General features: G+C 58.2%; 19 protein-coding genes. 1 reads left to right on the forward strand and 18 read right to left on the reverse strand.

Features of this window, described 5'->3' with window-relative positions:
* Nucleotides 1-32: 32 nt before the first annotated feature.
* From ACMGG9_RS18560 to rpsB, 18 genes are all read right to left on the reverse strand, one after another.
* Nucleotides 33-2,177, reverse strand: a complete 2,145-nt coding sequence (locus tag ACMGG9_RS18560) for a lysine decarboxylase LdcC (protein WP_042785262.1) — start codon at nt 2,175-2,177, stop codon at nt 33-35.
* A gap of 111 nt (nt 2,178-2,288) precedes the next feature.
* A complete protein-coding gene (accA, locus tag ACMGG9_RS18565; RefSeq protein WP_004931972.1) occupies nt 2,289-3,248 on the reverse strand; it encodes an acetyl-CoA carboxylase carboxyl transferase subunit alpha in 960 nt (319 codons plus the stop codon).
* 12 nt (nt 3,249-3,260) lie between these two features.
* Nucleotides 3,261-6,749, reverse strand: a complete 3,489-nt coding sequence (gene dnaE, locus ACMGG9_RS18570) for a DNA polymerase III subunit alpha (RefSeq protein WP_033652500.1) — start codon at nt 6,747-6,749, stop codon at nt 3,261-3,263.
* A 77-nt stretch (nt 6,750-6,826) separates the two neighbouring features.
* A complete protein-coding gene (gene rnhB / locus ACMGG9_RS18575) occupies nt 6,827-7,420 on the reverse strand; it encodes a ribonuclease HII (protein ID WP_033644879.1) in 594 nt (197 codons plus the stop codon).
* A complete protein-coding gene (lpxB, locus tag ACMGG9_RS18580) occupies nt 7,417-8,565 on the reverse strand; it encodes a lipid-A-disaccharide synthase (RefSeq protein ID WP_004931967.1) in 1,149 nt (382 codons plus the stop codon). Before lpxB ends, rnhB begins: the two co-directional genes overlap by 4 nt.
* Before the next feature lie 3 nt (nt 8,566-8,568).
* Entirely contained in the window at nt 8,569-9,357 is a 789-nt protein-coding gene (lpxA, locus tag ACMGG9_RS18585; RefSeq protein ID WP_033644878.1) for an acyl-ACP--UDP-N-acetylglucosamine O-acyltransferase, read from the reverse strand.
* Nucleotides 9,358-9,360: 3 nt separating this feature from the next.
* Nucleotides 9,361-9,816, reverse strand: a complete 456-nt coding sequence (fabZ, locus tag ACMGG9_RS18590) for a 3-hydroxyacyl-ACP dehydratase FabZ (RefSeq protein ID WP_004931962.1) — start codon at nt 9,814-9,816, stop codon at nt 9,361-9,363.
* 160 nt (nt 9,817-9,976) lie between these two features.
* The gene (lpxD, locus tag ACMGG9_RS18595) at nt 9,977-10,999 is read right to left on the reverse strand and encodes a UDP-3-O-(3-hydroxymyristoyl)glucosamine N-acyltransferase (RefSeq protein ID WP_025304030.1); all 1,023 of its coding nucleotides are present in this window, start codon (nt 10,997-10,999) and stop codon (nt 9,977-9,979) included.
* A gap of 3 nt (nt 11,000-11,002) precedes the next feature.
* Nucleotides 11,003-11,500, reverse strand: a complete 498-nt coding sequence (gene skp, locus ACMGG9_RS18600; protein WP_004931958.1) for a molecular chaperone Skp — start codon at nt 11,498-11,500, stop codon at nt 11,003-11,005.
* Between the two features lie 156 nt (nt 11,501-11,656).
* Nucleotides 11,657-14,083 carry an outer membrane protein assembly factor BamA gene (gene bamA, locus ACMGG9_RS18605; protein ID WP_033652498.1) on the reverse strand — a complete coding sequence of 809 codons (2,427 nt, stop codon included), beginning with the start codon at nt 14,081-14,083 and terminating at the stop codon, nt 11,657-11,659.
* Nucleotides 14,084-14,118: 35 nt separating this feature from the next.
* On the reverse strand, nt 14,119-15,474 hold the full coding sequence (rseP, locus tag ACMGG9_RS18610; protein WP_025304033.1) for a sigma E protease regulator RseP: 1,356 nt from the start codon (nt 15,472-15,474) through the stop codon (nt 14,119-14,121).
* Between the two features lie 27 nt (nt 15,475-15,501).
* Nucleotides 15,502-16,344: a phosphatidate cytidylyltransferase gene (gene cdsA, locus ACMGG9_RS18615; RefSeq protein ID WP_033644875.1), complete on the reverse strand. Its 843-nt coding sequence runs from the start codon at nt 16,342-16,344 to the stop codon at nt 15,502-15,504.
* A gap of 9 nt (nt 16,345-16,353) precedes the next feature.
* Nucleotides 16,354-17,112, reverse strand: coding sequence for a (2E,6E)-farnesyl-diphosphate-specific ditrans,polycis-undecaprenyl-diphosphate synthase (gene ispU, locus ACMGG9_RS18620; RefSeq protein ID WP_033644874.1), 759 nt, complete (start codon nt 17,110-17,112; stop codon nt 16,354-16,356).
* 268 nt (nt 17,113-17,380) lie between these two features.
* Nucleotides 17,381-18,586 carry a 1-deoxy-D-xylulose-5-phosphate reductoisomerase gene (gene ispC, locus ACMGG9_RS18625; RefSeq protein ID WP_342193375.1) on the reverse strand — a complete coding sequence of 402 codons (1,206 nt, stop codon included), beginning with the start codon at nt 18,584-18,586 and terminating at the stop codon, nt 17,381-17,383.
* 156 nt (nt 18,587-18,742) lie between these two features.
* Nucleotides 18,743-19,300: a ribosome recycling factor gene (gene frr / locus ACMGG9_RS18630; protein WP_025160240.1), complete on the reverse strand. Its 558-nt coding sequence runs from the start codon at nt 19,298-19,300 to the stop codon at nt 18,743-18,745.
* Nucleotides 19,301-19,419: 119 nt separating this feature from the next.
* On the reverse strand, nt 19,420-20,145 hold the full coding sequence (pyrH, locus tag ACMGG9_RS18635) for a UMP kinase (RefSeq protein ID WP_004931940.1): 726 nt from the start codon (nt 20,143-20,145) through the stop codon (nt 19,420-19,422).
* Between the two features lie 148 nt (nt 20,146-20,293).
* A complete protein-coding gene (tsf, locus tag ACMGG9_RS18640) occupies nt 20,294-21,145 on the reverse strand; it encodes a translation elongation factor Ts (protein WP_033644872.1) in 852 nt (283 codons plus the stop codon).
* Between the two features lie 129 nt (nt 21,146-21,274).
* Nucleotides 21,275-22,000 carry a 30S ribosomal protein S2 gene (gene rpsB, locus ACMGG9_RS18645; protein ID WP_016929891.1) on the reverse strand — a complete coding sequence of 242 codons (726 nt, stop codon included), beginning with the start codon at nt 21,998-22,000 and terminating at the stop codon, nt 21,275-21,277.
* 345 nt (nt 22,001-22,345) lie between these two features.
* On the opposite strand from rpsB, the gene map reads away from it, so the two are divergent.
* Nucleotides 22,346-23,140: a type I methionyl aminopeptidase gene (gene map, locus ACMGG9_RS18650; RefSeq protein WP_028127527.1), complete on the forward strand. Its 795-nt coding sequence runs from the start codon at nt 22,346-22,348 to the stop codon at nt 23,138-23,140.
* Nucleotides 23,141-23,164 lie beyond the last annotated feature (24 nt).

Consider the following 23,164-nt stretch of genomic DNA (forward strand, 5'->3'; position numbering starts at 1 on the left):
CATCTTTCCAAACCGCCGGGCGCATTATGGCCTTATGGCTGCGGGGCTTTCAGCACCTTCACCAGATAGCGTCCGTCTTCCGTCAGCTTGGCGCCGTGGATATCGGTTTCAAAACCGGGATAGCGCTCGCCGATCGAGCACAGCATCAGCAGGAAATCGAGCACCGCCCGGCTCTCTTCGGTGATCATTTCCCCCGGCATCACCAGCGGCACGCCCGGCGGATAAGGCAGTATCATATTGGCCGCCACCTTGCCCACCAACTGATCCAGCTCGCAGGTTTCCACATTGCCGCGCACCTGCTCCTGGAACATCTGGTGCGGCGTCAGCTTCATTTCCGGCAGCACGTCAAACGCCCGCTGCATCAGGCGCGGCAGATCGTGTTGGCAGATCAGGCGATGAATACCGGCGGCCAGATCCTGGATGCGCATGTGGCGATAGAAATCCGGATCCTCGGCGTACAGATCCGGCAGCATGTTCTTCACCCGCAGGTTGAGATCGTAGGCACGCTTGAAGTCGGTCAGGCCGCGCAGCAGGCTCATCGCCTTGGTTTTATCGATGCCGATGCTGAACAGGAACAGCAGGTTGTACGGCCCGGTCTTCTCCACCACGATGCCGCGCTCGTCGAGGTACTTCGCCACCAGCGCCGCCGGGATCCCCTCTTCCTCCAGCGCCCCCAGCTCATTCATGCCCGGCGTCAGGATCGTCACCTTGATCGGATCGAGATACATATGATCGCGATCGGTCTGGCCGAAACCGTGCCAGTTATCGTCCGGATCCAGCGGCCAGCACTGCGCTTCATCGATCTCTTCCGGCTGCCAGATATCGAAGAACCAGCTGTCGCTTTCCTCGCGCAGCCGCTGCACTTCACGGCGAAAATGCAGCGCGCGCTCCACCGAACGGTTGATCAAGCGGCGCCCCGGATTGCCGCGCAGCATGGCGGCGGCGGTTTCCATCGACGCCACGATGCCGTAATGCGGCGAAGTGGTGGTGTGCATCATGTAGGCTTCGTTGAAGGTGCTCTCGTCGTAGTCGCCCTTGATATGAATCATCGAGGCCTGCGAGAAGGCCGCCAGCAGCTTGTGGGTGGATTGGGTTTCGTAGAAAACCTTGCCGGGCACCCGATCGCCGCTCATGCCGCTCTTGCCGTCGTAAATCGGATGGAAGTTGGTGTAAGGCACCCAGGCGGAGTCGAAGTGGATCGACGGCACCTCCAGCGTCTGCTTGATGTAGTCGGTGTTGTACAGCAGGCCGTCATAGGTGGAATTGGTGATCACCGCATGCACCGGCCAGGTGGCGTTCGGGGTCTCCTGCACCCGGGCGGCGATGCTGGCGCGGGTAAACTCGCGCTGCGGAATGCCGCCGAGGATGCCGTAGGCGTTGCGCAGCGGGCGCAGATAGATCGGCACGATATCGCTCATCATCAGCAGGTGGCACAGCGATTTGTGGCAGTTGCGGTCGATCAGCACCGTGCTGCCCGCCGGCGCTGAATACATGCCGACGATCTTGTTGGCGGTGGAGGTGCCGTTGGTGACCAGATAGCTCTGCTCGGCATTGAAGGTGCGTGCGATGTACTCTTCGGCCTCCAGATGCGGGCCGGTGTGATCCAGCAGCGACCCGAGCTCGGTGACCGAAATCGAGATGTCGGCCTTCAGGGTATTGGCGCCGAAGAAGTCATAGAACAGGCAGCCCACCGGGCTTTTCTGGAACGCGGTGCCGGCCATGTGGCCCGGCGTACAAAAGGTGTACTTTCCTTCGCGCACGTAGTTGAACAGCGCCTTGGTCAGCGGCGGCGTAATGGTGTCGATGTATTCCGCCGTGTATTGCTGGATGCGCTGCGCGATATCGTCTGCCGCATTCAGGCCATACTCGAAGAAATAGAGCACCATGCGCATTTCATGCAGGCTGACGTCGAAGGTAGAGTGGGTATTGATAAAGGCGTACAGCGGCAGGTATTCGTTCAGCTCGTTGATCTCGCTGCACAGCTCCAGGCTGTAATCGTCCCAGTCGAAGATCACGCCGCAGATGCGGGCATTGGCTTCGATCAGCTTCAGCAGGTCACCGCTGTTTTTGGGGTATACCAGCTGGAATCCCATCGCGCCCAACGCCGCGTGGAGCTCGCGGATCGGCTCATCTTTGTAGTAGACGCCCGTCGGGCCCATGATGGCGATGATATTCATCGGCAGCTCCTGTCAGTTAACGGCCAAGTCTCTATAACACCACGAAAATCCGGCGGTGTGTAGCCAAAAAAAAACCGCCCGAAGGCGGTTTATTACCGTGAAGATCGCAACTCAGCAGTAGCCGTAGTTCATCAGACGCTGGTAACGGCGGTTGAGCAACTCTTCGTCGTTCAGGCCATCCAGATCTTTCAGATCGGCCAGCAGCTGCGCTTTCAACGCGGCGGCCATCGCCGGCACGTCGCGGTGCGCGGAACCCAGCGGCTCCGGGATCACCGAGTCGATCAGCTTCAGCTCTTTCAGACGCGGCGCGGTGATGCCCATCGCTTCTGCGGCCAGCGGCGCCTTGTCGGCGCTCTTCCACAGGATGGAGGCGCAGCCTTCCGGCGAAATCACCGAGTAGGTGCTGTACTGCAGCATGTTCACCTTGTCGCCCACGCCGATCGCCAGCGCGCCGCCCGAGCCGCCTTCACCGATGACGGTGCAGATGACCGGTACGTTCAGGCGCGACATCTCACGCAGGTTGCGCGCGATAGCTTCCGACTGGCCGCGTTCTTCCGCGCCCACGCCCGGATAAGCGCCCGGGGTATCGATAAAGGTGATGATCGGCATTTTGAAGCGGGCGGCCATTTCCATCAGGCGCAGCGCCTTGCGGTAGCCTTCCGGCGCCGGCATGCCGAAGTTACGGCGGATCTTCTCTTTGGTCTCACGGCCCTTCTGGTGCCCGATGATCATCACCGGGCGGCCATCCAGGCGCGCAATCCCCCCGACGATCGCTTTGTCGTCGGCGTAAGCGCGATCGCCCGCCAACTCTTCGAAGTCGGTAAAGATGTGTTTGATATAATCCAGGGTATAAGGACGGCGCGGGTGGCGTGCCAATTGGGCAATCTGCCAGGCCCCAAGATCGGCAAAAATCTTGCGCGTCAGCTCAACGCTCTTTTCACGCAGGCGCTGAACCTCTTCGTCCAGATTAATATCTAATTTTTCGTCTTGACGGCTGACTGCAGTCAGCGAGTCAATTTTCGCTTCCAGCTCTGCAATCGGCTGTTCAAAATCAAGAAAATTCAGACTCATAGCATTCCTATTTTAGTCAAATTCCAAGTCCACCTGCTCATTGCCTACCAACGTCCGCAAGTCTATCAACAAGCGGTCGGTGGGCGTCACGCGCCAGGTTGCGCCAAAACGCAGCTTGGCTCGCGCATCTTCCCGTTGATAGTAGAGATGCACTGGAATCGTCCCCGAGCGATGGGGTTCCAACGACTGACGGAGACGGTTCAAAAGCTGGTCATCAATTTGCCTGTCAGTCAGCGAGATAGCAAGCCCGCGAGCGTATTTTTCCCGGGCTTCACTGATGTCCATTACCTCGCGGGCCATCATTTTAAGCCCGCCGCTAAAGTCATCAAAGCTGACCTGTCCACTGGCGATAAGGATACGGTCTTTTTCCAACAAATGCTGGTATTTTTCTAACGCTTCGGTGAATAGCATCACTTCCAGACGGCCCGAACGGTCATCCAGCGTACAGATGCCGATGCGGTTGCCGCGCTTGGTCACCATCACCCGCGCGGCGACCACCAACCCGACGGCGGTAGTCATTTTGCCCCGATCCGTCGGGTGCATGTCTTTCAAACGCTGGCCACCGGCGTAACGTTCGATCTCCTTGAGGTATTGGGTGATCGGGTGGCCGGTCAGGTACAGCCCCAGCGTTTCCCGTTCACCGTCCAACACCACCTGCTCCGGCCAGGGCGCGATGTTGGCGTAGGATTGCTCCACCTGCTCCGGCGCTTCCGCCAGCACGCCAAACATGTCCACCTGGCCGATAGCTTCGGCTTTCGCATGCTGATCCGCCGCTTTCAACGCGTCGCCGAGCGAATTCATCAGCGCGGCGCGGTGTGGCCCAAGGCGATCGAACGCCCCGGACATGATCAGTTTTTCCAGAATGCGGCGGTTCAGTTTCTTGATGTCGGAGCGCGCGCAGAGATCGAACAGGTCTTTGAAATAACCTTGCTCGCCGCTGTTGCGCGCTTCGATAATGGCTTCGATCGGCCCTTCCCCCACGCCCTTGATGGCGCCGATGCCGTAAACGATCTCGCCGTCGTCGTTGACGTGGAAGTGATACAGGCCGCTGTTGATGTCCGGCGGCAGGATCTTCAGCCCCATGCGCCAGCATTCGTCCACCAGCCCCACCACTTTGTCGGTATTGTCCATATCGGCGGTCATCACCGCCGCCATAAACTCGGCCGGATAGTGCGCCTTCAGCCACAGCGTCTGGTACGACACCAGCGCGTAGGCGGCGGAGTGCGATTTGTTGAAGCCATAACCGGCGAATTTCTCCACCAGGTCGAAGATTTTCACCGACAGTTCACCGTCGATGCCTCGCGCTTTGGCGCCGTCTTCAAAGCCGCCGCGCTGCTTGGCCATTTCGACCGGGTTCTTTTTACCCATCGCACGGCGCAGCATGTCCGCGCCGCCCAGCGTATAGCCGGCCAGCACCTGGGCAATCTGCATCACCTGTTCCTGATACAGGATGATGCCGTAGGTCGGCTCCAGCACCGGCTTGAGCGACTCATGCTGCCACTGAATGTCCGGGTAGGAGATCTCTTCGCGGCCATGTTTGCGGTCGATGAAGTTATCCACCATGCCCGACTGCAGCGGCCCCGGACGGAACAGCGCCACCAGTGCGATCATGTCTTCGAAGCAGTCGGGCTTCAGACGTTTGATCAAATCTTTCATGCCGCGCGATTCAAGCTGGAACACCGCCGTGGTTTCCGAACGCTGCAGCATGTCGAAGCTTTTCTTGTCGTCGAGCGGGATGGCGGCGATGTCGATCGGTTCCAGCCCGGTCTTGGCGCGCCGGGCGTTGATCATCTCCAGCGCCCAGTCGATGATGGTCAGGGTGCGCAGACCGAGGAAGTCGAACTTCACCAGCCCGGCGTATTCCACGTCGTTCTTGTCGAACTGAGTCACCGGGTGGTTCCCTTCGGCATCGCAGTACAGCGGCGCGAAGTCGGTGATTTTGGTCGGCGCGATCACCACGCCACCGGCGTGTTTACCGGCGTTGCGCGTCACCCCTTCCAGCTTGCGCGCCATGTCGATCAGCGCCTTGACCTCTTCGTCGGCCTCGTAAATCTCCGGCAGCTGCGGTTCGGCGGCGAAGGCTTTCTCCAGCGTCATGCCCGGATCCGGCGGCACCAGTTTGGAGATGCGATCGACGAACCCGTACGGGTGCCCCAACACGCGGCCTACGTCGCGGATAACTGCTTTCGCCGCCATGGTGCCGAAGGTGATGATCTGCGATACCGCTTCGCGGCCGTACATCTCCGCCACGTGCTCGATTACCTGGTCACGTTTCTCCATGCAAAAGTCGACGTCGAAGTCGGGCATCGAGACACGCTCCGGGTTCAGGAAGCGTTCGAACAGCAGGTCGAATTCCAGCGGATCGAGGTCGGTGATTTTCAACGCATAGGCCACCAGCGAACCGGCGCCGGAGCCTCGCCCTGGGCCCACCGGCACGTTGTTGTCCTTCGACCACTGGATAAATTCCATCACGATCAGGAAGTAGCCGGGGAACCCCATCTGGTTGATCACTTTCAGCTCGACGTCCAGACGCTCGTCGTATTCCGGGCGGCGCTGCGCGCGCACTTCAGGATCGGGGAACAGGAACTCGAGGCGCTCTTCCAGCCCCTCTTTCGATTTGAGTACCAGGAAGTCCTCGGTACTCATATCGCCGGTCGGGAACTGCGGCAGGAAGTACTCGCCGAGGCGAATGGTGACGTTACAGCGTTTGGCGATTTCGACGCTGTTCAGCAGCGCTTCCGGGATATCGGCGAACAGCTCGCACATCTCGTCTTCGCTGCGCATGTATTGTTGCGGGCTGTAGTTGCGAGGCCGCTTGGGATCGTCCAGCGTAAAGCCGTCGTGGATGGCGACGCGGATCTCATGGGCGTCGAAGTCATCTTCCACCAGGAAACGCACGTCGTTAGTGGCCACCACAGGCAAACCGCGCTCGGTGGCCAGCGCCACCGCCGCATGCAGATAGTTCTCTTCATCCGGGCGGCCGGTGCGGATCAACTCCAGGTAGTAGCAGTCCGGGAAATATTGCTGGTAGAAATCCAGACACTGATCCACCTGCGCCTGGTTGCCGCGCAGCAGGAACTTGCCGACGTCGCCCTGACGCGCGCCGGAGAGCAGGATCAGCCCTTCGCGATGTTCAATCAGCCAGTCGCGATCGATGATCGGGCCGGCGGCGCCGTAGCCGCGCTGATAGGCGCGGGAAATCAGCAGCGTTAAGTTCTGGTAGCCTTCGTTGTTGCTGGCCAGCACCGTCAGTTGAGCGAGTTCGTCGCCCAAGACTTCGCTTTGCACATGGAAATCCGCGCCGATGATCGGTTTGATCCCGGCGCCGTGCGCGCTGCCATAGAACTTCACCAGCCCGCACAGGTTGGTGAAATCGGTGATTGCCAGAGCAGGCATGGCTAACGCGGCGGCTCTTTTCACCAGCGGCGCCGTCTTGGCCAATCCATCAATCATGGAGTAGTCACTGTGGACGCGCAGGTGAATAAAACGAGGTTCGGCCATCTCCAGATACCTGATTGAAGGGGCTCAGCGTGCTGAGCCCGGGTTAATGCTATCGTCGAGCCGGTCAGGCTCGCAGGCTACAGCGCGAGCGCCCTTTTCACCGGCGCGAAGCTGCGGCGATGATGCTCGGTGGCGCCCAGCGCGGCCAGCCGCTCCAGGTGGAAGGCGGTCGGGTAGCCTTTATGCTGCGCGAAACCGTAGTCCGGGAACTCGCTGTCCAGCTCGGCCATTTCGCGATCGCGCGTGACCTTCGCCAGAATGGACGCCGCGCTGATCTCCGCCACGCGGCTGTCGCCCTTCACCACCGCCTGCGAACGCATCGGCAAGCTCGGGCAACGGTTACCGTCGATTAAAACCATGTCCGGCGCGATATGCAACCCGGCCACCGCGCGCTGCATCGCCAACATGGTGGCGTGCAAAATGTTCAGCTGGTCGATTTCCGCCGGTTCAGCGCGCCCCAGGCTCCAGGAGAGCGCTTTGGCGACGATTTCGTCATACAGCGCCAGCCGGCGTTTTTCACTGAGCTTTTTGGAGTCCGCCAGCCCGACGATCGGCCGCGCCGGATCGAGGATCACGGCGGCGGTGACCACTGCGCCGACCAACGGGCCGCGGCCCACTTCGTCCACACCGGCAATCAGCGTGGCAGCGGGATAGATAAAGGGTTCAATCATGCTTTCGCCAGCTCCAACACAGCCTGAGCGGCCTGTTCGTCCGCACCGCAACGGATGCTTTGGTGCAAGGTAAGAAAAGTCTGTTTCAGCGCGTCGGTTTCCGGGCTCTCTTCCAGCAGCGGCATCACGGCGGCGGCCAGTTTGTCCGGGACGCAGTCATGCTGCAGCAGTTCGGTGACGATCTCCCGCCCCGCCAGCAGATTCGGCAGCGAGACATAAGGCGTTTTCACCAGCTTCTGCGCCAACCAGAAAGTGAACGGCTTCATGCGATAGCCCACGACCATCGGGCACTTGGCCAGCATGCATTCCAGCGCCGCCGTGCCGGATGCCAGCAGCGCCGCGTCGCTGGCGATCATCGCTTCACGCCCCTGCCCATTCAGCAGGTGTACGGTCAGATCCGGCGCCACTTCGGCCTTGATGCGCTCAAACTGCTCACGCCGTTTGGCGTTGACCAGCGGCACCACCACTTCCAGCTCGGGATAACGCGTGCGCAGCAGCTGCGCGGTTTTGAGGAAGTCGGCGCTCAGCATCTCGACTTCGGCGCCGCGGCTGCCCGGCAACAAGGCCAAACAGCGCGCCTGCGGAGCGATGCCAAGCTGAGCGCGCGCCGCCAACCGATCGGGCTGCAGCGGCATGGCGTCCGCCATGGTGTGACCGATAAACCGGCAGGGGACGTTGAAACGATCGTAAAACGCTTTTTCGAAAGGGAGAAAGGCCAGCACCAAATCGGTGGCTTTGCCTATTTTGAAAACGCGCTTTTGTCGCCAGGCCCACACGGAAGGGCTGACATAGTGGATGGTGCGAATGCCGCGCTGCTTGAGGCGGCCTTCCAGCGTGATGTTGAAGTCCGGCGCGTCGATGCCGACAAACACGTCCGGCCGCAGCTCACCGAAGCGGCGGGTGAGATCCTTGCGGATCTTCAACAGGCGTGGCAAGCGCTCGAGCACTTCCACCACGCCCATTACCGCCAGCTCTTCCATTTCGTACCAGGCTTCGCACCCTTCGGCCTGCATCAGCGGGCCGGCGACGCCAACGAAACGCGCGTCAGGGATCTGCGCTTTGAGCGCACGGATCAAACCGGCGCCGAGAATGTCACCGGAGGTTTCTCCGGCGACCAATCCGATAGTCAATGGACGATTCGACATAACTCAGCGAATGATGCCACGGGTAGAACGGGTGAAGAAATCGAGGTACTGCTGCACCACCGGCTGCTCTTTGGCCAGGGCTTCGATTTCCGCTTTCGCTTCATCCAGCGTTTTTTCGCTGCGATACAGGATTTTGTAGGCGTTGCGGATCGCCTGCATTTCATCCTTGTCAAAACCGCGGCGCTTGAGGCCGACCGCGTTGACGCCGAACGGCGTAGCGTGGTTGCCCTGAGCGATGACGAACGGAGGCACGTCCTGAGCGACACCGGAACAACCGCCTACCATCACATGCGCGCCGATAATGCAGAACTGATGGATCGCCGTCATGCCGCCGATGATGGCGTGATCGTCGATTTCCACATGCCCCGCCAGCGTGGCGTTGTTGGCCAGCACGCAAGCGTTGCCGACTACGCAGTCGTGGGCGACATGCACGTTGACCATCAGCAGGTTATCGTTGCCCACTTTGGTCAGGCCGGTGCCCTGCGCGGTGCCGCGGTGGATGGTGACGCTTTCGCGGATGCGATTGCGATCGCCCACTTCCACACGCGTCGGCTCGCCCGCGTATTTCAGATCCTGATTCACTTCGCCGATAGAGGCGAACTGATAAATCTGGTTATCGCGGCCAATCTTGGTAATGCCGTTCACCACCACGTGGGATTTCAGCACCGTGCCGGCGCCGATTTCCACCTGGGAGCCGACGTAGCAGAAAGGGCCGATATGCACGCCGGCGCCAATCACGGCGCCTTCTTCGACTATCGCGCTAGGATGGATAAAGGCGGTTTGGTCAATCACGGATTAAGCCTCCCGGCTGCGGGCACACATCATGGTTGCTTCGCAGACAATTTTACCGTCAACGGTCGCCACGCCTTTGAAGCGAGTCAGACCGCGGCGAGTTTTCTCGAAGGTGACTTCCATGACCATCTGATCGCCTGGCACCACAGGGCGCTTGAAGCGAGCTTCGTCGATACCGGCGAAGTAATACAGCTCGCCCGGTTCCAGTTTGCCGACGCTTTTAAACGCCAGGATGCCGGTGGCCTGCGCCATGGCTTCCAGGATCAATACGCCTGGGAAAATCGGTTTGCCAGGGAAGTGGCCCTGGAAAAACGGTTCATTCACCGATACGTTCTTCACCGCACGCAGATATTTGTGCTCTTCAAACTCGAGGACGCGGTCGACCAGCAAGAACGGGTAACGGTGAGGAAGCAGATCCAAAATTTCTGCAATATCCAGAGTATGAGTGTCAGTAGTCAAAATACTCTTCCTGTCTCTAAAAACTGATGGCATCAACAACACGGCCTGCGCTGACCCCAAAAGGAGATCATCATGCAGGCCGCAAATTAACATCTCTTTGCGCTTTTGGTCTCACGACCAACGCGTTTCGTTTTGTACCCGCGAGAGCGGGCGGCAATGACTAGTCTTTTCCGACTTTACGTTCGACAGCTTTCAAGCGTTTGCTGATCTCATCGATATTCATTACCAACGCAGCGGTTTTACGCCAAACCTTGTTAGGCTGCAACGGAATGCCCGAAGAGTATACCCCAGGTTCGGTGATTGGTCGCATAACCATTCCCATTCCGGTAACAACAACCTTGTCGGCAATTTCCATGTGACCGTTGATCACGCTGGCGCCGCCAATCTGGCAGTAGCGGCCGATTTTCAGGCTGCCGGCCATGATCACACCGCCGGCGACGGCGGTATTGTCGCCAATCACGACGTTATGTGCAATCTGGCATTGGTTGTCGATGATAACACCATTCCCGATTTGGGTGTTATCCAAAGCGCCGCGGTCAATGGTGGTGCAAGCGCCGATTTCGACGCGATCGCCGATAATCACCGTGCCCAACTGAGGGATCTTGATCCACTCGCCGCGCTCATTCGCATAGCCGAAACCGTCTGCGCCGATCACGGTGCCCGACTGAATCAGGCAGCGCTGGCCGATTTCGACCGCATGATAAATCGTTACGTTCGCCCACAGACGCGTTCCCGCGCCGATGCGTGCGTGTTTGCCGATGAAGCAGCCCGGGCCGATAACCACGTTATCGCCAAGCACCGCACCCGACTCGATCACCGCGTTCGCCCCAATGGCGACGTTCTGCCCCAGCTGCGCTTCAGGCGAGATCACCGCGCTTGGCGCGATATCCTGAGCCGGCGACGGCGTGGTGTCCATCAGTTGCGCCATGCGCGCATAGGTCAGGTAAGGGTTCTTAACCACCAGCGCCGCAGCACGGCAGTGTGGTAAATCCGCTTCGGTAAGCACCACGGCGCTTGCCTGGCAGGAAGACAGCTGCTCTTGATAGCGGCTGTTTGACAAAAACGTGATTTGGCCAGGCTGTGCCGAATGCATAGAAGCAATGCCGGTGATGACGAGATCGCCATCACCGTGCAATTGTGCATCCAACTGCTGCGCTAAATCAGCCAGTCGAATTGAAAGCATGTGTTATTTAACCTGTTTCAGCACGTCAGCAGTGATATCTTTGGAAGAGTCTGCATAGGCAACGGCGTTGGCGTCGATCACCACGTCATAACCGCCTTTGCTCGCGACAGATTTCACCGCGTCCTGAATGCGGCTCAGGATCTTGTTACGCTCTTCCATCTGGCGACGACGGTTGTCCTGCTCGAAAGCCTGGGCTTTCTGAGAGAACTGCTCGCGCTGCGCCATCACGTCTTTTTCCAACTTGCTGCGGTCGCTGGCTTTCATGGTAGCGCCGTCACGCTGCAGACGTTGCATTTTGGTCTGCAGGCTACGTTCCATGTTCTGGAGTTCGCTTGCACGGCCTTTAAACTCGTTTTCCAGCTGTTTAGCGACCGCTTCGCGGGCCGGCAGCTGTTGGAAAATGCTGGAGACGTTAACGACAGCGATCTTATCTGCTGCCTGAACGCCAGCTGAAGCAGCCATTGCTAAACCGAGGCCTGCGGCACACAACCACTTTTTCACTATAAACTCCTTACCATCACCCATTTGTGTCATATGACACTGAAGTACACAATTTGCCAGACTTGTCCCACCAAACAATGAGAATCATCTCCCTCTGCCGGCGGGCGCCTGGCCATTGCGATTCTTAATAACTGTTATGCCCAGAGGCGAGACCCGTTACCAGGTCTTACCGATGTTAAACTGGAACTGTTCGGACTTGTCGCCTTCGTATTTCTTGATCGGGTTGGCGTAAGAGAACACCAGTGGCCCCAATGGCGACATCCACTGCAGCGCGATACCGGCGGAAGAACGAATATTGCTGGCCTTGCTGTAGTCCGGCACGCCGTACATCAGCGTCTCGTTGGTATTCTTCCACTTGGTATCCCACACGGTACCCGCATCGATGAACAGCGACGTGCGCACAGAGTTGGCGTATTTCTCGCTGATGAACGGCGTTGGGGTGATCAGCTCCAGGCTGGCGACCGCCATGGCGTTACCGCCCACCGCGTCATCCGAACCACAGATGCTCTGACGATCGGTGGTGCTGCCGGCGTTGAACTGGCACTGGTACGAATTGGAGTTGTAGTACACCGCCTTCGGACCAATGGTGTTGGACTGGAAGCCACGCACGGTGCTCGAACCACCGGCGTAGAAGTTCTCGTAGAACGGCATTTCCTTGCCGCCCAGCCCATCCGCGTAACCCAGGCGGCCGCGACCCAACAGCACCCAGGTACGGTCGTCGTTGATCGGCACGTACTGTACGCTGTCCAGCGTCACCTTGTAGTATTCGTTGTCCGAGCCCGGAATGGTGACCTTGCCGTTCAACGTGGTGCGGTTACCCGAAGTCGGGAAGTAGCCGCGGTCCAGGTTGTTGTAGGTCCAGCCCAGGTTCAGGGTAAAGTCGTCCGTCGAGTAGCTGGCGCGGTCGGTCTTGTTCGCATCCACACCCATCGAGTCGAGGTAACGCCACATGGCGATCTGCGGCTGCATGTTCGACAGGCCGTTGTGGACATAGCCCAGGCCGGTGCGCAACGAGTTGTTTTCGTTGATCGGGAAGCCCAGCGTGCCGTCAACACCGTAACTCTTGTTGGTGTAGTCGGACAGATCCGCGTTATCCGCTTTAAAGTCGTTGTAGAAGACGCGGCCGCCCAGGCTCACACCGTCAACGGTGAAGTACGGGTTGGTGACCGAGAATTCGGTGTACGTCTGGTAATCGTTCTTGGTGCCGCTGATGCCGACCGAGTAGCCGGTACCCAACCAGTTATCCTGCTGCACGCCGGCCTGGAAGCTGACGCCGCTCTCGGTGCCGTAACCGACGCCGAAGTTAAAGGTACCGGTGTTGCGTTCTTTCACCTTGTAGGTCACGTCGACCTGATCGGCAGTGCCCGGCACGCGCTGGGTTTCCACGTCGACCGTTTCGAAGTAGCCCAGGCGGTTCAGACGCTCCTTGCCCTGCTCGACCTGCTCGTTGCCGAGCCAGGCGCCTTCCATCTGGCGCATTTCGCGACGCAGTACGGAATCCTTGCTGGTGTCGTTGCCTTCGAACTTGATGCGGCGCACGTAGAAACGGTTGCCCGCGTCAACGTTGACGTGCAGCTTGACGGTTTTATCCGCATCATTGATCTCCGGCTGGGTGCCGACACGCGGGTAGGCGTAACCATAACGGCCCAACATCGTTTTGATGTTGTCTTCCATTTTGGTCACTTTGCTGCCGTTATACAGCTCGCCCGGCTCGATTTTGGTGATCTGAGCGACTTCCGCCGAGTGGCCGGCCAAGTTGCCGTTCACGACAACATCAGAAAGCTTGTACTGATCGCCTTCGGTGATGTTGATGGTGATGTAGATGCCTTTTTTATCCGGCGTCAGGCTCACCTGGGTAGAATCGATGTTAAAGCGGGCATAGCCGCGATCCAGATAGAAGCTGCGCAGGGTTTCGAGATCGCCCGCCAGTTTTTGCTTCTGGTATTTGCGATCGCCGACCAGGTTCCACCACGGCACTTCGTCACGCAGCTGGAAGCGCGAGATCAGTTCATCGTTGGTGAAGGCGTGGTTGCCGACGATGTTGATTTGTTGAATCTTGGCGGAGACCCCTTCCGTGAACACCAGCTTCAGGTCGACACGGTTGCGCGGCAACGGCGTGACCACGGCTTTCACCGAGGCGCTGTATTTACCGACGCTGTAGTAGAAGTCTTCCAGCCCTTTTTCAATGCTGGAAATCGTGGTGCGGTCGAGCGCCTCGCCCACCCGGACGCCGGAGGCTTCCAGGTTTTGCTTGAGCATGTCATCCTTCACCGACTTGTTGCCGGAGAAAGTGATGCTGGCGATGGTAGGACGTTCCTTCACCTGCACGATCAAGGTATTACCATCGCGCAGTACGCGCACGTCCTCGAAGTTGCCGGTGGCAAACAAGGCACGAATGGTATTACTGATGTCATCGTCAGTGACGGTATCGCCGACGCGAACCGGCATGTTGAGTAACGCCGCACCGACGGCAACTCGCTGCAGGCCTTCGAAATGAATGTCTTTCACTACGAACCCGTCTGCACCGTATACGGTGGCGCTGCCAAACAGCAGCGACGCTATGAGCAACTTTTTCATCGCCATCGTTGTTATGCGTTCTTCCTAACCTATCCCCGCCCCTAAAGGCGGGAAAAATCATTGAAAAGTGCAAGACCCATCAACAACACCAACACGATCGAACCTATGCGGTAGCTGTAGTCCTGTACTCGCTCGGAAACCGGCCCACCCTTCAGCTTTTCTATCGCCAGGAAGAGGAGATGCCCACCATCTAACACCGGTAATGGGAACAGGTTGATGATCCCCAGGTTGACGCTAATCAACGCCAGGAACATCAGATAATACACGAATCCGACTCCGGCTGACGCCCCAGCTCCCTGTGCAATCGAGATCGGGCCACTCAGGTTGTTCAGCTTTACATCACCGGTTATTAATTTGCCCAGCATGTTGACCGTCAGCCGCATCAGCTGCCAGGTCTTGTCGCCGGCCTGATACAGCGCCGGGAACGGTCCATACTGGCGAATCGTCTTATACTCTTCCGGCAGCGGCAGCACCTTTGGAATGATGCCTGCAAACCCCACCGATTTGTCTTTTCCCACCGGCTTTGTATCCGGTATCAGCGTCAAAGACAAGGGGGCGCCGTTTCTTTCAATCTCCAAAGCCAGCGGTTGCCCCGGGCCATCGTGGATACGCTTCACCAGCGTCTGCCAACGACCCAACGGCTGACCATCGACTTTAACGATCCTGTCCCCCGCTTGTAAACCCGCCTTTTGCGCCGCCGAGTTCGGCTGCACTTCCGCCAACACGGATTCGATCTGCGGGCCGCGCGGCATAATCCCCAGCGCGACAACGGGATCCTGCTTGTCCGGTTCAAAGTTCCACTGGCGCAAGTCCAGGGTTTTGGTCACCACCTGCGAAGAGCCGAACGGCGCTACGCCGACTTCGGTTTGCGCATCGCCAATCTTCGCCACCAGCGCCAGACGAACTGACTCCCAATCAGGCGTTTCGATGCCGTCAACCGACTTTAGTTCCATGCCAGACGAAATTTCAGCCTTGGCGGCGATCGATTGCGGCGCGATTTCGCCGATCACCGGACGGAAACTCGGCACGCCGATGATGAACACCAGCCAGTAGGCAAGGATAGCAAACAGGAAGTTGGCGATGGGGCCGGCGCTGATGATGGCCGCGCGCTGCCAGACGGTTTTATTGTTGAAGGCCTGGTGGCGCATCTCCGGCGCCACCGACTCCACGCGCTCGTCCAGCATCTTCACGTAGCCGCCGAGCGGGATCAGAGCGATAACGTACTCGGTGCCCTGGCGATCGGTTCGGCGCCACAGCGCCCGGCCAAAGCCGATGGAGAAGCGTTCAACGCGCACGCCGCAACGACGGGCAACCCAAAAGTGTCCGAACTCATGCACGGTAATCAAGATACCGAGCGCAATCAGAAACGCCACCAGGTTCCAAAGCACGCTGACCATCATCCCTCACTTTCCGTCATCGACGGATTAAAACACCAACAGCATCAGGCAGGCAAACACCGGCACCGCCGCGGTCAGGCTGTCGATACGATCCAGTATGCCGCCATGACCGGGAATCAAATGCCCGCTGTCCTTGATGCCCGCTTCGCGTTTGAACATGCTTTCGGTCAAATCGCCCAGCACCGAAGCCAGCGCGGCGATCACCGAACAGGCCAGCAGCGTGGTCGGCACCACGTTCAGCGGCGCGTAGCGGCCGAACAGCCACGAGATCACCGCCGACGTCAGCAACCCGCCGATCAACCCTTCCCACGTTTTGCCCGGTGAGACCTTCGGCGCCAGCTTATGCTTGCCGAACAGCTTGCCGAACATGTAGGCGCCGGAATCCGCGCCCCACACCAGCAACATCACGTACAGCAGCCACCAGGCGCCGGTAAACGGGTTTTGCTCGTAGCCGAACTGGCGCAGCGCCAGCATGCCCCAGAAAAACGGCACGATGGTCAGCAGCCCAAACAGCAGGCGCAGCGGGCGCGAATTGCGCCAGATAGCGGCCGAGCCGGGATAGAACAGCACCAACAGCAACGCCGCCAGCCACCAGGCCAACGACAGCCACAGCGAGCCGCTTATCTGCGGCACGGATTGATGGTAAGCGGGGACGCTGAGCATCATCAGCGCAAGCAGAAAACCGCACAGTATCGCCAACCAGATGCGCTGCGAACGGGAGGTAAAACCGGCCAATTGGCCCCACTCCCAGGCAGCTAACATGCACACGACGAGCGTTACCAGAGCAAAGGCCAACGGCGGCAACAGGAACAGCGCCGCGATAACGATCGGGATTAAAATCAGAGCAGTTATGAGGCGATACTTCAGCAAAAGTTCTCCCTAGGACGCATCGGCGCCGTTAGGTGTTGTTCCCCCGAAGCGGCGCTCACGTTGTGCAAATGCATTCAGCGCACCTTCAAAGACAAGTTCATCGAAATCAGGCCAGAGCACATCAGTAAAGTAAAGTTCAGCATAGGCGATTTGCCACAGCAGGAAATTACTGATGCGATGCTCGCCACCGGTGCGGATAACCAGATCCACCGGCGCCAGGTCGCTCATGCAAACCCGCTCGTTCAATAATTCCTCGCTGATCTGATCCGGGTGCAACTCGCCTACCCGTACCTGTTCGGCCAGTTCCCTTACTCCCTGAATGATATCCCAACGGCCGCCGTAGTTGGCAGCGATATTGAGCGTCAGGCCATCGTTATTTTCCGTCAGAGCTTCAGAGCGGCGGATCCGCTCCTGCAAACGCGCGCTGAATCGGCTGATATCGCCGATCACTCGCAGCCTGACGTTATGTTTATGCAGGCTTTTTACTTCACTATCCAAAGCGCGGACAAAAAGCTCCATCAGGGCAGAGACTTCCTGCACCGGACGGTTCCAGTTTTCGCTGCTGAAGGCATAAAGCGTGAGCGCATCTAAATGGTGGCTGGCGGCAAAACTGACCGCGCGGCGAACCGATTTCACCCCTGCTTTATGACCGAAGACACGTAACTTGCCCTGACGTTTGGCCCAGCGTCCGTTACCGTCCATGATAATGGCGACATGGCGCGGCCCCGGGGAAGATGGATTAGCCTCTTGTTGGTTTGCGGACGACATAACTCGTACTTATTTCCTCAATAGAAATATAACTGCCTTTCCGGAACATCAGGCCCTTACGCGCAAAAAAAGCCGTGTGCCCGACACGGCTTTCAGCCTGCCCTTGCGATACCCGGCGCAGCCGGGCCGCCATTGACGCACAAGGCGCCAATCGGGCCATAATTCAACGGTATAACCGCTGACAGGTGGCGCAGACTATACCACCTCAGCGGGGCATGAACAAACGGCCCCGCTGCGGCGCACGCGAATTACGAGCAAAATCGGATAATCACCGTGATCGGCCGCACAACGCGCGAACCCGCTCCTCAGCGGCGGCGCGCGCCTGACGGTCAATGTCTAAGACCGCTTCGATGCTCGTCGGTTCCTGCAGCGCGAGACGTTCTACCACCTGGCGATTGACCGCCGCGATATCGGTAAAGCGAATCTGCTGCTGCAAAAATGCCGCCACGGCGATTTCGTTGGCCGCGTTCAGCGCGGTGGTGGCCGCCTGGCCGGCATCGAACGCTTCGATCGCCAAATACAGGCAAGGATAACGCTCACACTCCGGTTCGGCGAAGGTCAGCGAACCGATACGGCAGAAGTCCAGCGCTTCCACACCGGAATTCACACGCTGCGGATACGCCATCGCGTGAGCGATTGGCGTGCGCATATCCGGCGTCCCCAACTGCGCCAGCACGCTGCCGTCGGCATAGCGCACCATCGAGTGAATCACCGACTGCGGGTGCAGGATCACTTCCATTTGCTCGGCCGAGGCGTTAAACAGCCAGCGGGCCTCAATGTATTCCAGACCTTTGTTCATCATGGTGGCGGAATCCACCGAGATCTTGCGGCCCATCGACCAGTTTGGGTGGGCGCAGGCTTGATCCGGCGTCATCGCGGCGAACTGTTCCAACGGCGTGGTGCGGAACGGGCCGCCGGAACCGGTAAGCACGATGCGCGAAACACCATGACTGTCCAGTGAAGAGTATCCCAACTGACGCTGAATGTTCTCAGGCAAACTCTGAAAAATCGCGTTGTGCTCGCTGTCGAGCGGCAGCAGTTGCGCCTGGCTTTGCCGCACCGCGTCCATAAACAGACGGCCGCAGGTGACCAGCGACTCTTTGTTGGCCAGCAGCACCTGCTTGCCCGCGCGGATCGCCGCCAGCGTCGGCAACAGCCCCGCGGCGCCGACGATGGCCGCCGTCACTTGATCGACGTCATCCAAAGCGGCCAATTCACAGGCCGCTTGTTCCCCAGCCAACACTTCGGTAGCGACGCCGTTCTCCGCCAGGATAGCGCGCAGCTCGCGCGCGGCGCTTTCATCCGCCATCGCGGCAAATGCGGGCCGAAATTCCATGCATTGCTGCGCCATGACCGCAACGTTGCGGCCGGCCACCAGCGCTTTGATCGCAAAACGGTCGAGATTCGCCCTGACCACGGCCAGGGTGCTGGTCCCTACCGAGCCGGTCGAGCCAAGAATGGTCAGTTGCTTCATGAGTTCACTCTGAATAACTGTCTGATGAGATCGGAAGTGCTCCAGTGTGGAACCTTGGACACCGCTTGTCCATGATCTTTCAGTACGATGAAACGGGATCTGCGCCACAAAAAACAAAGCGCCGCCCAGGCGACGCTTTTTTCTGCGCGATGCTGATTAGAATTCCATCAGCTCTTTTTCTTTCTCCGCCAGCGCGGCGTCGACCAGCTTGATGTAAGCGTCGGTCATTTTCTGAATCTCGTCTTGTGAACGACGCTCTTCGTCTTCGCTGATCTCTTTATCTTTCAGCAGCGCCTTGACCTTGTCGTTGGCGTCGCGACGCACGTTACGCACCGCTACGCGGCCCTGCTCGGCTTCGCCGCGCACGATCTTGATCAGATCCTTACGACGTTCTTCAGTCAGCGGAGGCAGCGGAACGCGAATGTCAGAACCGGCGGAAGACGGGTTGAGGCCCAGATCGGAGCTCATGATCGCTTTCTCAACGGCTTGGCTCAGGCTGCGGTCGAATACGTTGATTTTCAGCGTGCGGGAGTCTTCCACGGTCACGTTGGCCAGCTGACGCAGCGGCGTAGCGGCGCCGTAGTATTCCACCATGATGCCGTCCAGAATGCTTGGAGAAGCGCGGCCGGTACGGATCTTGCTGATTTGGTTTTTGAATGCTTCTACGCTTTTTTCCATGCGTGAATCAGCATCTTTTCTGATTTCATTAGTCACGTTGCAAACCCTTGGAAGCTGGTTACTTGGCAGGCGATACTCAAGTATAGCCCGTAATCGTACTCGAAGAGCGCGCGGCGCCTGGCGTCACGCGCTCCGAAAAAGAGGTGTGAACAGCCTTATTTGCTGATCAACGTACCTTCGTTCTCACCCATCACCACGCGGCGCAGCGCACCAGGCTTGTTCATGTTGAACACGCGGATCGGCAGACCGTGATCGCGGGCCAGCGTAAATGCCGCCAGATCCATCACTTTCAGCTCGCGCTCCAGCACGTCCTGATAGGTTAATTGTTCATACAGCGTCGCATCCGGGTTTTTCACCGGATCGGCGGAGTATACGCCATCCACTTTGGTGGCTTTCAGCACCACGTCCGCTTCGATCTCGATGCCGCGCAGGCAAGCGGCGGAATCGGTGGTAAAGAACGGGTTGCCGGTACCGGCGGAGAAGATCACCACGCGGTTGTTGCGCAGCAGGCTGATAGCCTCTGCCCAGCTGTAATTATCACATACGCCGTTCAGCGGGATCGCTGACATCAGGCGGGCGTTCACATAGGCACGGTGCAGTGCATCACGCATAGCCAGGCCGTTCATCACGGTAGCCAGCATTCCCATGTGGTCGCCCACTACGCGGTTCATGCCGGCTTGCGCCAACCCCGCGCCGCGGAACAAGTTCCCGCCGCCAATAACTACACCGACCTGAATTCCCAGTTCGACCAGCTCTTTCACTTCCTGAGCCATGCGATCCAAAACGCTGGCGTCGATACCAAAACCTTCTGCACCTTGCAGGGCTTCGCCACTCAGTTTAAGCAGAATACGCTGATATACGGGTTTTGCATTGGTTGCCATGGTGTTCTGTCCTAAGAAGCAGTATTAGTATTGGGGATTTCAGCCGATGAAACGCGCCTGAGGTGAGCATCACGCTGCAGGGCCTGCCACCGGTGTAATTCTGGCTGGATAGTATGGAACCGCCAGACGGCGGTTCCATCGACAGTCATTAAGACTGTTTGCTCATCGCGGCAACTTCAGCAGCGAAGTCGGTTTCGACTTTCTCGATGCCTTCGCCCACTTCGAAGCGAATGAAGTTGGTCACGTCAGCGTTGTGCTCTTTCAGCACCTGAGCAACGGATTTGCTCGGATCCATAACGAAAGGCTGACCGGTCAGAGAAACTTCGCCGGTGAATTTCTTCATGCGGCCTTCAACCATTTTCTCTGCGATTTCTTTCGGCTTGCCGGACTGCATGGCGATGTCCAGCTGAACCTGGTACTCTTTTTCTACCACTTCAGCAGACACGTCTTCTGGCTTCACGAACTCTGGCTTGCTCGCCGCAATGTGCATTGCGATTTGCTTAACCAGCTCTTCGTCAGCGCCTTTAGCCGCAACCAGAACGCCAATGCGCGCGCCGTGCAGGTAGCTGCCCAGCACGTCGCCTTCCAGGGAAGCAACGCGACGAATGTTGATGTTTTCGCCGATTTTTGCCACCAGCGCTACGCGCTCTTCTTCGAACTGTGCTTTCAGCACGTCAACGTCAGTGATTTTGCCGGCCATAGCGGCATCCAGCACTTTGTCGGCGAACGCCTGGAAACCGGCGTCTTTCGCAACGAAGTCAGTCTGGCAGTTAACTTCCAGAATGATGCCGTAGTTGCCTTCGATCTTGGTTTTGATCACGCCGTCAGCAGCTACGTTGCCTGCTTTTTTAGCGGCTTTGATCGCACCGGACTTACGCATGTTTTCGATTGCCAGTTCGATGTCGCCGTTGGATTCAACCAGCGCCTTCTTGCAATCCATCATGCCAGCGCCGGTACGCTCGCGCAGTTCTTTTACCAGGGCAGCGGTAATATCAGCCATTTATTTTTCCTCGGTTATCTCGCGTGGAGACAGTTCTCATTCAGATAAGCAAAGGGGGCCTTTACAGGCCCCCCTAACCAACATATGTCAATACCTGGTTAATAAGGGCTCAGTGACGAGCTTGCCTTATTATTCAGCTTCTACGAAGCCTTCTTCCGCCTGAACGGCCAGATCTTGAGAACGACCTTCACGCACAGCGGCAGCAACAGCAGTCAGGTACAGGTTTACTGCACGGATTGCGTCGTCGTTACCAGGGATGATGAAGTCAACGCCGTCTGGGTTGGAGTTGGTATCAACGATAGAGAATACCGGGATACCCAGGTTGTTGGCTTCTTTGATCGCGATGTGCTCGTGATCGGCATCGATAACGAACAGTGCGTCTGGCAGACCGCCCATATCTTTGATACCGCCCAGGGAGTTTTCCAGCTTGGCCAGTTCACGAGTGCGCATCAGCGCTTCTTTCTTGGTCAGCTTGTCCAGGGTGCCGTCTTGAGACTGGATTTCCAGATCTTTCAAACGCTTGATGGACTGACGAACGGTTTTCCAGTTAGTCAGCATGCCACCCAACCAGCGGTGGTTCACGAAGAACTGGTCACAGCTGTTCGCAGCGTCTTTTACCGCTTCGCTTGCTGCGCGTTTGGTACCAACGAACAGGATCTTGCCTTTACGGGAAGAGATCTTGCTCAGTTCAGCCAGAGCGGCGTTGAACATTGGTACGGTCTGCTCCAGGTTGATGATGTGAACCTTGTTACGAGCGCCGAAGATGAAAGGCTTCATTTTCGGGTTCCAGTAACGGGTCTGGTGACCAAAGTGAACACCAGCCTTGAGCATGTCGCGCATGGAAACAGTTGCCATGATTAAACCTCTATAGATTAATTGGGGTTATGCCTCCACGTATCCCATAACGCCGACCCTGGCGGCGACAAGTCACCTCAGGGCACCCCGGCGGATGTGCCGATACGTGTGTGTTATTTACACAAAATGAGTGCAGTTAAAGTATTTTCGGCTCATTCCCGCCAGGTCACAAGAACCAAGACACGGATCGCCGGCGCGCTTTATACCATAAACCTGCCGCCGACACCAACTTTTGTTGCGTTTCGCCGGGCGTCAGGAAATGAAATTTGGCAGCCCCCGGCCGGGCTGATACCATAAGTCACTGCTTCTTATTGTCGACGATAACGACACCTGCGGACGAATTTCATGGCAATCTCAATTAAAACACCTGATGACATCCAAAAAATGCGCGTGGCCGGCCGCCTGGCCGCCGAAGTGCTGGAGATCATCGAGCCGCACGTCAAACCTGGCGTGACCACCGGCGAGCTGGACCGTATCTGTCACGAGTACATCACCAACGAGCAGCAGGCCATTTCCGCCTGCCTCGGCTATCACGGCTTCCCGAAATCCGTGTGCATTTCGGTGAACGAAGTGGTGTGCCACGGCATCCCGAGCGACGACAAAACGCTGAAAGACGGCGACATCGTCAACATCGACGTGACCGTGATTAAAGACGGTTTCCACGGCGACACCTCGAAGATGTTCATCGTCGGCAAACCGACCATTCTGGGCGAGCGCCTGTGCCGCGTTACTCAGGAAAGCCTGTATCTGGCGCTGAAGATGGTCAAACCGGGCATCCGTCTGCGCACCCTGGGCAAGGCTATCCAGCAATTCGTCGAAGCCGAGAAGTTCTCCGTGGTGCGCGAGTACTGCGGCCACGGCATCGGCGAAGTGTTCCACGAAGAGCCGCAGGTGCTGCACTATGACGCGGACGACGGCGGCGTGGTGCTGCAGCCGGGCATGGCCTTCACCATCGAACCGATGGTCAACGCCGGCGACTATCGCATCCGCACCATGAAAGACGGCTGGACGGTAAAAACCAAAGATCGCAGCTTGTCGGCGCAGTATGAGCATACTATTGTGGTGACTGATAACGGCTGCGAGATAATGACGTTGCGCAAGGATGACACCATCCCCAACATCATTACACACGAGATGTAAGCACCGCGGCGAACGCCGCGTGCA

Origin of the sequence: Serratia sp. BNK-10 (assembly GCF_047456065.1) — a bacterium.
Lineage (GTDB): Bacteria > Pseudomonadota > Gammaproteobacteria > Enterobacterales > Enterobacteriaceae > Serratia > Serratia ureilytica.